The sequence below is a fragment of the Leptothrix discophora genome (genome assembly GCF_030705305.1).
Taxonomy (GTDB): Bacteria; Pseudomonadota; Gammaproteobacteria; order Burkholderiales; family Burkholderiaceae_C; genus Sphaerotilus; species Sphaerotilus discophorus.
The window spans coordinates 24,372-37,025 of sequence record NZ_JAUZEE010000003.1; the positions used below are offsets into that span (position 1 = coordinate 24,372).

A 12,654-nucleotide genomic window follows, 5' to 3' on the forward strand; every position below is an offset into this window, starting at 1 on the left:
CAATGGCCGACATTCGTTACATATTCCCGCCACGTCGACAACGACTCGCCCTGCTGGTCGCCGCAGCGGGTTTCGGATTGGCGCCGATCCAGGCGACGACCGCGGCCGGCACCGGGCCGGCACCGATGGTCGGTCACGCAGCGCTCAGCGAGGTCCAGGTCGCCAACGTCGCCCAGGACGTGGTCAACCAGGCGCTGCAGACACCAACCGGCGCGGGCAGCACCGACAGCTCGGTGCGGAACCAGCAGATCCTGCTGCGCGACCTGGGTGCCCAGGTGCCGATCGAGCTGCGCGGCATCGACCAGAGCGTCTACCTGCCGCTGTCGATGCGACTGGACGAGACGGTCCAGAAGGCGCGGCTGCGGCTGAACTACACCTTCTCGCCGGGCCTGCTGGCCGACCTCTCGCAGATCAAGGTCTCGATCAACGACGAGGTGCTGGGCACCGTGCCGGCGGTCAAGGGCAAGCTCGGCAGCCCGCAGTCCGCCGACATCGAGCTGGATCCGCGCTACTTCACCGAGTACGCCAAGCTGCGGCTGCAGTTCATCGGCCACTACACCACCGACTGCGAATATCCCTTCCACACCTCGTTGTGGGCCCAGGTCAGCAATCAGAGCGTGCTCGAGCTGACGACCCGCCGGCTGCCGTTGCGCAACGACCTGTCGCTGCTGCCGACGCCCTTCTTCGACGTGCGCGATGCCGCCCGCCTGCGTCTGCCCTTCGTGATGGCCAGCCAGCCGCCGCTGGACGTGGTGCGCAGCGCCGGCGTGCCCAGCAGCTGGTTCGGTGCGCTGGCGAGCTACCGTGGCGCCGACTTCCCGGTCAGCTCCAAGGTCCCGGCCGGGCACACCATCGTGCTGGCGACCAACGAGCATCGCCCGACCGGCGTCGAGATCCCGACGGTCGAGCAACCGACCCTCAAGCTGATCGACCACCCGAGCGACCCGGGCGCCAAGGTGCTGCTGGTGCTGGGCCGCGACGGCGCGCAGCTGTCGCAGGCGGTCGACGCACTGGTGCTGGGCCAGGCCGCTCTCAGCGGCGAACAGGCCAGCGTCGGCAAGGTCGAGCTGCCGGCCCGGCTGGCCGCGCACGATGCGCCCAACATCGTCAAGACCGGCACCGTGGTCAAGCTCGGCCAGCTGGTCGGCAACAGCCAGGCGCTGCAGGTCACGGGCACGACGCTGCCGGTGATCCGCCTGCCGCTGCGCCTGCCGGCCGACACCTTTGCCTGGCGCACCGAGGGCGTGCCCATCGAGCTGCGCTACCGCTACACGCCGCCGGCGCAGCTCGGCACGGCGCGGCTGGCGGTGCAGATCAACGACCAGCTGGTCGAGTCCTTCCTGCTGCGCCCGGCCGCCGCCCAGAGCACGCAGTCGCAGCGCATGCTGCTGCCCTTCCTGGAGATCGGCGGCACCTTCGACCGGCAGGACCTGGTCGTGCCGGCCTTCCAGCTGGGCAGCACCAACGAGTTGCAGTTCCGCTTCGAGATTCCGCCGGTCGAGAGCTCGCGCTGCCGCGACACCGTGCTGGTCTCGCAGGCCAGCGTCGACGCCGACTCGACCATCGACCTGCGCAACCTGGAGCACTACGCGACGCTGCCCAACCTGGCGATGTACGCCAACAGCGGCTTTCCCTTCACCAAGTTCGCTGACCTGGCCGAGACCGCCGTGGTGATGTCCGACCAGCCCGGACCCGAGGAGATCGAGACCGCGCTGGGCGTGCTGGGCCAGATGGGCGCGGCCACCGGCGTGGCCGGCACGCGGCTGCAGGTGGTGGGCGCCAGCCAGGTCAAGAGCGTCGCGGACCGCGACCTCCTGGTGATCGCCACCGGTCCGTCGCCGGCGCCGCTGGACGGCTGGTCGCAGTCCTTGCCGACCCACCTGGACGCCGCCGCGCGGGGCAACTCACCGCTGACCCGTTTCAGCGACACCGCCTCCGAATGGTTCACCGGCGCCACCCCGCGCCGCTACCCCGGCAAGGCCTGGACCGAGTGGAAATCCGAAGGCCCGCTGGCCGCGCTGATGGGCTTCGAGTCGCCGCTGTCGGCCGGTCGCAGCGTCGTCGCGCTGCAGGCGACCGACCCGGCCACGCTCGGCGCCATGCGCGTCGCCCTGCTCGATCCGGCCAAGGTCGCCAGGATGCAGGGCGACCTGGTGCTGGTGCGTGGCTCGCAGCTGGAATCCTTCCGGGTCGGCGACGTCTACCAGGTCGGTGAACTGCGCTGGTGGCGCTGGGTCTGGTACCAGATGCGCGGCCATCCGCTGCTGCTGGTCCTGCTGGTCGCCGTCATTTCCCTCCTGCTGGCCCTGACGCTCTACCGCGCGCTGCGGGCCCGCGCCGAACGTCGCGTCCAAGGCGAATCCTGAACCGTGGTGCTCCGACGTGACCTGCTGACCGCCCTGGCATTCGCACTGCCGGTGGGTGCCTGTGCCCGCGCATCGACCGGCTGCCTGCCGGGCGGCGCGACCGAATGGACCGACTGGGAGGTCTTCCGCCGCGCGCTGGTGAGCGACGATGGCCGCGTGATCGACCCGATCGCCAAGGACGTGACGACCTCCGAAGGCCAGTCCTACGCGATGTTCTTCGCGCTGGTGGCCGGCCAGCAGGCGGTGTTCGACCGGCTGTTGCGCTGGACCGAGGACAACCTCTGCGCCGGCGACATCGCCAGCCGCCTGCCGGCCTGGCAATGGGGCCGGCGCGACGACGGCCGCTGGGACGTGATCGACCCCAACGCCGCCAGCGACGCCGACCTGTGGATCGCCTACACCCTGGCGCAGGCCGGCCGGCTGTGGAAGAACCGCCGCTACGAGGCGCTGTCGCAGGTCCTGGGCCGGCGCATCCTGGCCGACGAGGTGGTCGATCTGGCCGGCCTCGGCCCGACGCTGCTGCCGGGCCCGAAGGGCTTCCGGCTCGACGAGGACAGCCACCGCCTGAACCCGAGCTACCTGGCGCCACCGCTGCTGGCCTGGTTCGCCGCGAACCGGCCGGAACCGGCCTGGAAGGGCCTGCGCGCCTCGTCGCTGCAGGTGCTGGCCGGCAGCGCGCCACGCGGCCTGGCGCCCGAGTGGACGGTGCATGTGCGTGACCGCGGCTTCGTGCCGGAGCGGCTCGCCGTCGAGGACCGGGTCGGCAGCTACAACGCGATCCGGGTCTACCTGTGGCTGGGCCTGACCCACCCGGACGACCCTGCCCTGCCCGGCCTGCTGCGCCAGTACGCGCCGATGGCCCGGCTGGCCGGCCAGCGCGGCGCCGTGCCGGAGGTCGTCGATCCGGCCAGCGGTGAGGCCCTGTCGACCAGCGGCGACGGCCCGTCGGGCTTCCAGTCGGCGCTGCAGCCGATGCTGGCGCTGATGGGCGAACGCGACATCGCCGACAAGCTCAAGGCACGCATCACCGCCCGGCCGATCCAGGCGCGCCACTACTACGACCAGGTGCTCCATCTGTTTGCCTCCGGCTTCGTCTCCGGCCGCTATCGCTTCACCGCCAACGGCAGCCTGCAGACCGGCTGGGCGCCATGCGACGCCTGAGCTGGCTGATGCTGGCCCTGGCGCTGCCGCTGCCGGCAGCCGCCGCACCGGCCATTGCCGCCGCCGAACCGGCCCGCCGCAGCATGGATGCGCTGATCGACAGCGCCCAGCTCTGGCAGGCCCGCAAGCGCCCGGATCTGGCCCGCAGCGTGCTCCAGAAGGTGCTCGCGGTGCAGTCCGACGAACCGCGCGCCCTGCTGATGCTCGGCGAGCTGGAGCTGAGGGCCGGCAGCCGGAACGCCGCACTGGCGCCCCTGGCGCAGCTGCAGGCCAGCCACCCCGACAGTCCCGAACTGCGCCAGCTCCAGCAGCTCGCCCAGCTCCACAGCAGCGACCTGGTGCGACTGAACCGGCTGCAGCAGCTGCGCGAGGTCGGCCAGTTGGCGGAGGCCGCGCGACTGGCCCGGCAGATGTTCCCGACCGGCGAGGCGCCCGGCCTGCTGGGCGCGGAAATGGCCGGCCTGATCGCCAGCACGCCCGGCGGCTGGGACATCAGCCGACGCCAGATGGAAGCCCGCGTGGCCCGCAGCGGCACCGCGATCGACCGGCTGGCGCTGGCCGAGGTGCTGGCGCTGTCGCCGACCACCCGCAAGCAGGCCTGGACGCGGCTGCACGGCCTGGTCGACGAGGGCGTGCTGCCGCGCGAGATCATCGCCAGCAGCTGGCGCCGGGCCATCCGGCTGCAACCTGACGACGTCGCGGCCGGACCGCTGTGGGACGACTACCGAGGCACGATGGGCGAAGGCGTGGCGCCGATCGGCAGCACCGGCAACGGTCGCGCCGCCGCCGCCGCCGTGTTGCCCGGCGGCACGGCGGCGGAGGGCGCGTCGACGGCGCCCCGATCAGCCGCCAAGGTCGCTGAGAAGGCCGCTGAGAAGGTCGCCGAGAAGGCCGCCCCCAGGACCGCCTCGACCGCGCCGGAACCCCCGGCGCGTGACGTGGCGCTGGAAGCCGCGCGCCGGGAAGCCGACCGGCTGCTCGACATCCCCGAGAACGAACAGGCCGCCGTGCTGCTGGCCGACGTGCTGGTGCGGCTGGGCGACGATGGCCGGGCCTGGGGCCTCTACGGCATCGCCCGCATGCGCCAGGGTGACCATGCCGCGGCGGTGCCCGCCTTCGATCGGGCACTGGCCGGCGATCCGGACGATGCGGCGCGCTGGCGCAGCCTGGGGCTGACCTCGCGCTACTGGGCCGGCGTGGCCGAGGCACGCCGGTCGGCCGAGGCCGGCGACGATGCGGCCGTCGTCGCGCTGCTGGACCCGCTGATCGACACCCAGCCCGAGGCCATCGAGGGCACGTTGCTGCTGGCCGGCGCGCGGGCCCGGCAGGGCGAGGATGGCGCGGCCCGCCAGCTCTATGAACGCGTGCTGGCCCTCGCGCCGAACGAAGCGCGGGCCTGGCGCGGCCTGACCGCGCTGGCGATGCGCCGCGATCCGGAAAGCGCGCTGGCGATGTTGGCGCAGCGCTACGGCATCGGACCGGCGGCGAACGATCCGGACCGGCCCGAAAGCGCCCCGCAGGCACCCGCACGGGCCGCATCGGCCGGACCGCTCGATCCGGCCGACGCGGTCGACACCGCCACGGTCCGCCGTGTCGTTGACCAGCGCCGGGCCGAGGGCCGCCACGGCTCGGCCCTGCGGCTGATCGAACAGGCGCTGCTGCTGGCACCGGACGAGACCTGGTTGCGCTACGACACCGCCCGCATCTATGCCGATTTCCGGCTGCCGGACATCGCCCTGGCCGTGATGGACGAAGGCCTGGCGCGCAACCGTCAGGAGCCTGACCTGCTGCAGGCCGCCGCGCTGATCGCGCTGGCGGCCGACGCGCCACGGCGCGCGGTCGAGATCCTCGACGGCCTGCCGGTCGCGATCGCCCAGGGGCCGCAGCGCGAGCTGGTGCAGCGGGCCCGCCGTGAACGCGCCCTGGCCTCGGCCCGCGAGGCCTTCCTCGCGCAGGACATCGCGCTCACCCGCGTCTGGCTGGCCGAGGCCGAGCAGCTGGTCGACGACCGCGGCCGGTTCGTGCTGGCCAGCAGCACGGCCGGCAGCTCGTTGTCGGTCAGCGATGCCGTGGTCAGCGATGCCGTGGCCAGCGAGCCCTGGCCCAACCTGCGCCTGGCCCGCATGCGCCTGGCCACGCACGAGACCCGGGCCGCGCGTGACCGCCTGGAGCGGCTCGATCCGGTCGCGCTCGCCCCGCAGGTCGACGCGCTGCTCGAATGGGCCCGCCTGAACGTCGACGCCGACCAGCTGGCGACCGCCTACGACGGCGTGCAGCGTGCCCTCGACGCACCGGCCGAACGGACCGGCTGGACGCCGGCAGAGCGGGCCGAGGTGCTGCTCGCGCATGCCGGTCTGGCGCTGGACCTCGACCTCAACAGCACCGCCCGCGCCGATGCCGAGCAGGTCGCCATGCTGCTGCCCGACGACGCCCAGGAGGCCCGCCTGCGGCTGCTGCGGCTGCAACGTCGCATGGGCCATGCGCTGGCGGCCCGCTCGACCCTCGACGGCCTGCTGGCCCGCACGCCGAACGACCCGCTGGTGCGCCTGGAAGCGGCCCGCCAGGCGCGTGCCGACGCGGACGAAGGCGAGGCGCTGGCGCATCTGGACATCGCCCGTCGCCGCGCCCTGCCCGGCAGCGAGACCGCGCTGGAGATCGAGCGCGTGCAGGACGCGATCGAGGCCGAAAACCAGCCCTTCGTCGAGGCGGCGATGCACGCCAGCCGCAACCCCGGCAGCGTCGGGCGCGGCAACCTGGACAGCCGCGAGACCACCGCCCGCATGACCTGGCCGAAGATCGGCCAGGGCCAGTACTTCGTCCATGTCGATCACCTGTCGCTGGATGCCGGCGCGCTGCCGACCGACATCGACAATGCCGGGCTGCTGGGCCGCACCCTGCTGAGCTCGCCGGGCGGCCTCGCCGCCACGTCGCCGCAGTCGGCCCGAGGCGCGGCGATCGGCGCGGGCTGGCGCGGCGCCGGCCAGGAGATCGACGTCGGCGTGGTCGACCTGGGGGTGCGCAACTGGCTCGGCGGCTGGCGCCTGAGCGGCGACACCGGCACGCTGGTCTGGCGGGTCGGCCTGAACCGCCGCCTGGTGACCGGCAGCCTGCTGTCGATGGGCGGCGCGCGCGATCCGGTCGACGGCCATGCCTGGGGCGGCGTCACGTTGACCGCGCTCGACGGCTCGATCTCCCAGGACTTCGACGAGACCCACAGCCTGAGCACCCAGGTCCGCGTCGGACTGCTGCGCGGCCAGGGCGTGGCCGACAACCACACCGCGCAGGCACGGGTGGCCTACACCCGCGTGATCAGCGCCAGCACGACCCACCGCAGCACGCTGGGCGCGACGCTGACCCACTGGACCTACCAGCGCAACCTGCGCTACTACACCGACGGCCAGGGCGGCTACTACAGCCCGCAGGCCTATGGCTCCTTCAGCATCCCGTGGGTCCACGAGGGCATGAACGGCCGGCTGTCCTGGCAACTGCGGCTGATCGCCAGCCACAGCGTCTCGGTCGAGAAGGAAACGCCCTACTACCCGAACGACCCGGCCGCGCAGTCCGCCTCCGGCAACCGCCTGCATGGCGGCGGCCCCGGCAACGGCTTCGGCGGCTCGGGCCGCCTGCTGCTGGAGTGGCGTGCCGCGCCGGACTGGGCCATCGGCACGGCGCTGTCGGCCGAGAAGTCGAGCGGCTACTCGCCACGCCAGGCCAGCGTCTACCTGCGCCACGGGCTGGGCCGGGTGCCGCCGCCGCTGGGCTGGCCACCCGAGATGCTCGAGTCCTACGTGCGGCGCTGAGCCGGACCGGGTGCCGGCCTCATCACCGGCACCGGCTGCCCGCGGCCGTCAGGGCTGGGCCGACATCAGCCGCCAGTTGCCGTCGGGCGTGCGCAGGTAGCCATACGGGCCGCGCTGCAGGTAGACGTGGCCGGCGTTCTCGGCCACCCATTCGAGCGGCGGCAGGGCCTGGCCCAGCTCGACCAGGCGCTGCGGCCGGGTCGCTTCCTCGCCACCGCGCAGCAGCGCGGCCACGACCGCGAACAGCGACTGGTAGCTGGCGTTCTGGGTCACGTGCACCGGCGGCGCGTCGGCGGCCCGTGCGACGCCGAAGTTCATCAGCATCAGGCCAGCCGGCACATGCGTCAGCGCCCGGGTCGGCAGCTCGCGCAGGCCGGCGATCTGCTGCGCGTCGCCACGCACCGCGCCGCCGTGCTCGGGCGCCAGCACCACCACGGTCGGCCGGCCGCTGCGCTCGATCAGGTCGAGGAAACGCTCCAGGTCATCGAACAGCTTGCGCGCCCGTGGTGCATAGGTCTCCAGGCTGGACACCGAGGCGATGCCCGGCACGCGGTTGCCGTCGTGCAGCGAGATGGAGTTGTAGAGCAACGCCACGCGCCCGTTGCCGACGCCGTCGGTGCGGGCCCGCCACCAGCGCGTCAGCACCTCGGCGTCGTCGCGGATCGGGTTGCCGTCGAAGCTCTTCATGGCCACCGGCGCGTCGAGCACCTGCTCGGGCGGGATGGACAGCCCGCTGTCGCGCCGCAGCATGTCGGCAAAGCCGTCGAAGCGGCCATCGTGGTTGAGCAGCACGGCAGGCTGGTAGCCGGCCTGCTCCAGGCCGCGCATCAGCAGGCATTCGCCCCGCGCGCCGCCGTACAGCTCGCCCTGGGGCACCAGCCCGCAGTTGGCATGCAGCAGCCGCAACACGGCCGGACCGCTGTAGGTCGCGCCAGTGTTGAAGCGATCGAAGACGACGTCGAGGCGGCGCATCAGCGGCGCGTCGCCCAGCCGGGCGGTGTCGAGGTCGTCCCAGGACAGCGAGCAGACATTGAGGATCACGAGGTCGAAGGGCGGCGGCCCGCTGTCCTCGGCCAGCTTGAGCGTCTTGGCGCGTTCGCCGTCGAAGAAGGCCTGCAGCGTGCGGTCCAGCTGGTTCAGTGCGATCGGGCCGCTGCTGTCGCTCGTGGCGATCGAGGCGATGTCCCGCTCGCGTTCAAGCTGGGCCGGCGACGGCAGCCCGGCGATCACCGCCAGGCCGATGAAGACCCAGACCGACAGCCGCAGCCGCGTCGCCAGACCGGCCAGCAGCACCGAGGCCACCAGCAGCGCGGCCAGCATCTGCGCATGCACGATGCGGGTGGCCAGTTCGAGCAGGTAGACGACGCTGAAGTCGGTCACCGCGCCAAAGGTGGACCAGACCCGCGCGAGCGGCGGCCAGGGCGACTCGTGGTAGAGCAGCCCGAAGGCCAGCGGCAGCGCGAGCCAGCGCACCGCCGTGCGCGCCGATCCCCGCAGCGGCCAGGTCAGCAGCAGCGCCAGCGCCAGGTTCAGCGCCGGCACCAGCTCGATCAGGCCCGCCAGGTGCAGCCCGAACTTCAGCAGGAAATGGATCGCGTAGGCGGCACCCATGCTCAGCTCCGCTCGATGGCGCGGCGCAGGCGCGCGGCCCGCGTGCCGACCCACGCGCCGGCATCGCTGCGCCAGCCGGCGGCGCCGTCGCGCACATGGCCCAAGGCATTGCGGATCAGCAGCGCGTAGCTGCTCCAGCCGAGCTTGGCGATCTCGATCAGGCCATGCATGGCACGGTCGCTCTCGGGCGACAGCTGCCAGTTCTGCCACGCGTCCTTGCGGGTGAAGGTGCAGCGGATCAGCGCGGCCTGCTGGTCGAGGTTGAGGCGACCGAACTTCAGCGCCAGCCGGTCGCCGCGGTGGCTCACGACCTGGACCGGCAGCAGCTGCGGCCGGCCCTCGTCGAACAGGCGCAGACCGAGGGTCTGGCCGGTCGGCAGCGCCAGGTCGGGCGACACGCCACGCAGGCCGACGCCGGCCAGCGCGTAGTCCTCGGTCTCGCAGGCCAGCAGGGCGCCGTCCGGCGTCATCAGCTCGGCCCGCAGGCGGCTGGTGACGCGGGTGTTGCGGCGCACCTGGCGGCGCTCGCGCGCCACGCCGATCGCCGCGCCCAGCGCCAGCAGGTTGTAGACCGTCCAGAGCATGTTGAGCAGGATCGTGCCCCACTCCCACGGGTAGATGAGCAGCCGGCCAAGTCCGAACAGCAGGCCCGCCGCGTTGAGCAGCACCAGCGCGAAATAGGGCCGCGCGATGTGCCAGTCGACATGGGTCTGCTCGATCAGGCCGCCCTTGGCGGTGACGTCGAAGTTGCCGCCGCGCGGGTTGAACAGCGCGGCCGTGGTCGGCACGGCCACATACCAGGCGAGCACGGTCTCGTAGAGCTCGGACCAGAAGGTGTGGCGGTGCGGTCCGGCGATGTGCGCGTTGGCGATGTGCGGCAGCACCAGGTGCGGCAGCAGGTAGAGCAGCAGCGTGCCGACCTGGGCATGGATGATGTGGAATTCGAAGAACAGGTAGCCCAGCGGCGCGGTCAGGAAGACCAGCCGGGGCAGCCCGTAGAAGAAGTGCAGCATCGCGTTCGAGTAGCACAGCCGCTGCATCGGCTTGAGCCCCGGCCCGAGCAGGGGGCAGTCGATGCGGAAGATCTGCGCCATGCCGCGGGCCCAGCGGATGCGCTGGCGCACATGGCCCGACAGGCTCTCGGTGGCCAGGCCGGCGGCCAGCGTCTCGTTGAGGTAGGCGGTGCGCCAGCCGCGCCGGTGCAGCTTCAGGGCGGTGTGCGCATCCTCGGTGACGGTCTCCACCGCGATGCCGCCGATCTCGTCGAGCGCCGAACGTCGGATCACCGCGCAGGAGCCGCAGAAGAAGCTCGCGTTCCAGACGTCGTTGCCGTCCTGCACCAGGCCGTAGAACAGCACGCCCTCGTTGGGCACGCGCCGGAAGGTGTCGAGGTTGCGCTCGAAGGGGTCGGGCGAGAAGAAGTGGTGCGGCGTCTGCACCAGCGCGCAGCGGCTGTCGCGCAACAGCCAGCCCATCGTGTGGATCAGGAAACCGCGCACCGGCATGTGGTCGCAGTCGAAGATGGCGATGTACTCGCCCTGCGTGACCGTCATCGCCGCGTTGAGGTTGCCGGCCTTGGCATGGCGGTTGTCGCTGCGGGTCAGGTAGTTGACGCCGGCCTCCTCGGCGAAGGCCTTCATCTCCGGACGCCGGCCGTCGTCCAGCAGGTGGATGCGCAGGCGGTCGGCCGGCCAGTCGAGGTCGCGTGCGGCCAGCACGGTCGGGCCGACCACGCTCATCGGCTCGTTGTAGGTCGGGATGAAGACGTCCACCGTCGGCCATTGATCGCGCGGCAGCTCGATCGGCACGATCGGCCGTTTCAGCGGCCGCGAGGTCTGCAGGAAGCCCAGCACCATCACCAGCCAGGCGTACAGCTCGGCCAGCAGCAGGCCGGTGCCCAGCACGGCCTCCCAGCCCGGGTTGAAGTCCAGCGATTCGCTGACGCGCCACCAGCCGTAGCGGCAGGACGCCAGCATCGCCAGCGACACCAGCAGCAGCGTCGGCAGGTTGCCGGGGATGCGGCGCACCACCAGCACCAGGCCCAGCATGGCCAGGAAGAACAGGAACTGGCCGAACGGACTCAGCGGCGTGCTGGCGGCCAGCCACAGGGCGGCGGCAGCGAGCACACCCAGGCCGATGCGGACCGGCCGGCGCCGCCACATCGGCAGGTCGGACCAGCGTTCCAGCACCCGCGCGAGCGGCGAGAAATCGAGCTTGCGCCACAGCTCGCCGATCCGCGCGAAGGACCGCGCGGGCGACGAGCGCGCCAGCCACTGGCGCCAGCCCGGCCGGCCGTCCGGGTGCGGCTCGGCGGTCGCTGAGGCTGATGCTGAAGCCGAGACTGCGGCAGGCGCGGCTGGCGCGTGCTGCGGCATCGGCGGGACCGCCGCCCCGACCTGGCCGAACGCGATGCCGCCCTCGCTCGGGCCGCCGTTCGCCGCGCTGCTGCCGCGCCGCAGCACGCCGATGCGCTGGCGGCGGATCGGGGCGGTCTCCCGGCTCAGCGGCGCAGGCGCGGTGGTCGGGCCGTCACGCGTCGCGGATCGGGCGGCCACGGCCGTCGGCAGCCTGGCCGGCGCGGGCTCGCGCGAGGCGCGCAACACCTGGCGATCGTGGCGGGACAAGCGCGCCCGATGGCGCTGCGGCGGCAGCACGAACAGGCGCTTCAACCAGCAACGCCAGTCGTCGGGCTGTTCGACCTGCAGCGCACGCGCCCATCGATTCAAGACTCCGACCGTCATCCGCTCTGCCTGGCTCGTCCGTTCTGGTCACAAATTGTCACCGAATGCCGAACCCAAGGGAGTGGCTCGGCAGACGATCCTGCGACGAACCTGTCCGACAGGCCCGTCTTCGAGCCATTTTCAAGGCGAATGCGACACAACCCAAGCGAAGTCTGCACCGCAGGCGTGCGGCGGGGCTCACCAGCGCGGCGGGCGCTTGTCGATGAAGGCCTGCACGCCCTCGAGCGCGGCCTCGTCCATCATGTTGCAGGCCATGCTCTGGCCGGCCAGCTGGTAGGCCGCCGCCAGGCCCATCTCGAGCTGGCGGTAGAACTGGTCCTTGCCCATCGCCAGCGCCACGCGCGGCTTGGCGACGATGCGCGCGACCAGGCGCTCGACCTCCGCATCGAGCGCCTCGATCGGCGCGACGCGGTTGACGAGGCCCTGCTCGCGAGCCTCGTCGGCGCTGATGAAGTCGCCGGTCACCAGCATCTCGAAGGCCTGCTTGCGGCCGACGTTGCGGCCCAGCGCGACGCTGGGCGTGGCACAGAACAGGCCCAGGTTGACGCCGCTGACCGCGAAGCGCGCGCTGTCGGCGGCCACCGCCAGGTCGCACTGCGCGACCAGCTGGCAGCCGGCCGCCGTCGCGATGCCCTGGACCCGCGCGATCACCGGCACCGGCAGCGCCTGGATCGAGAGCATCACCTTGGCGCAGCGTGCGAACAGCTGCTGGTAATAGGGCAGCGACGGCTCGGCGCGCATCTCCTTGAGGTCATGGCCGGCGCAGAACGCCCGGCCTTCGGCGGCCAGCACGACCACGCGCACCTGCTCGTCGCGGGCGATGGCATCGAGCTCGGCCTGCAGCGCGGCCAGCATGGCCTCGCTCAACGCGTTGAAGGCCTGCGGGCGGTTGAGCGTCAGCGTCAGCACGCCGCGGTCGTCGAGGCGACGCAGCAGCAGCGGGTCATCGAGGGTCAGCATCGTGGGTGTCTCCTG

Annotated in this window: 6 protein-coding genes; 3 read left to right on the forward strand and 3 right to left on the reverse strand. The window is 72.3% G+C overall.

Features of this window, described 5'->3' with window-relative positions; all coding sequences use genetic code 11:
• The first annotated feature begins 125 nt into the window (after positions 1 to 125).
• From bcsB to Q8X39_RS06295, 3 genes are read left to right on the forward strand one after another with little or no spacing between them, the layout of a single operon-like run.
• Positions 126 to 2,366, forward strand: coding sequence for a cellulose biosynthesis cyclic di-GMP-binding regulatory protein BcsB (gene bcsB / locus Q8X39_RS06285; RefSeq protein WP_305748803.1), 2,241 nt, complete (start codon positions 126 to 128; stop codon positions 2,364 to 2,366).
• Positions 2,367 to 2,369: 3 nt separating this feature from the next.
• Entirely contained in the window at positions 2,370 to 3,527 is a 1,158-nt protein-coding gene (bcsZ, locus tag Q8X39_RS06290) for a cellulose synthase complex periplasmic endoglucanase BcsZ (protein WP_305748804.1), read from the forward strand.
• The gene (locus Q8X39_RS06295) at positions 3,515 to 7,327 is read left to right on the forward strand and encodes a cellulose synthase subunit BcsC-related outer membrane protein (protein ID WP_305748805.1); all 3,813 of its coding nucleotides are present in this window, start codon (positions 3,515 to 3,517) and stop codon (positions 7,325 to 7,327) included. The genes bcsZ and Q8X39_RS06295 overlap by 13 nt, the downstream gene beginning before the upstream one ends.
• A 48-nt stretch (positions 7,328 to 7,375) precedes the next feature.
• Here the strand turns inward: Q8X39_RS06295 and bcsG are convergent, their stop codons facing one another.
• From bcsG to Q8X39_RS06310, 3 genes are all read right to left on the reverse strand, one after another.
• Entirely contained in the window at positions 7,376 to 8,938 is a 1,563-nt protein-coding gene (gene bcsG / locus Q8X39_RS06300) for a cellulose biosynthesis protein BcsG (protein WP_305748806.1), read from the reverse strand.
• Between the two features lie 2 nt (positions 8,939 to 8,940).
• The gene (gene bcsA / locus Q8X39_RS06305) at positions 8,941 to 11,664 is read right to left on the reverse strand and encodes a UDP-forming cellulose synthase catalytic subunit (RefSeq protein ID WP_305748807.1); all 2,724 of its coding nucleotides are present in this window, start codon (positions 11,662 to 11,664) and stop codon (positions 8,941 to 8,943) included.
• Between the two features lie 192 nt (positions 11,665 to 11,856).
• The gene (locus Q8X39_RS06310; protein WP_305748808.1) at positions 11,857 to 12,639 is read right to left on the reverse strand and encodes an enoyl-CoA hydratase; all 783 of its coding nucleotides are present in this window, start codon (positions 12,637 to 12,639) and stop codon (positions 11,857 to 11,859) included.
• Between the last annotated feature and the right edge of the window lie 15 nt (positions 12,640 to 12,654).

Excerpts from the sequence above, each read along its gene's own strand:
- bcsB (WP_305748803.1), top strand. The coding sequence starts at position 126 with ATGGTCGGTCACGCAGCGCTCAGCGAGGTCCAGGTCGCCAACGTCGCC.
- Q8X39_RS06310 (WP_305748808.1), bottom strand. The coding sequence starts at position 12,639 with ATGCTGACCCTCGATGACCCGCTGCTGCTGCGTCGCCTCGACGACCGC.
- bcsG (WP_305748806.1), bottom strand. The coding sequence starts at position 8,938 with ATGGGTGCCGCCTACGCGATCCATTTCCTGCTGAAGTTCGGGCTGCAC.
- Q8X39_RS06295 (WP_305748805.1), top strand. The coding sequence starts at position 3,515 with ATGCGACGCCTGAGCTGGCTGATGCTGGCCCTGGCGCTGCCGCTGCCG.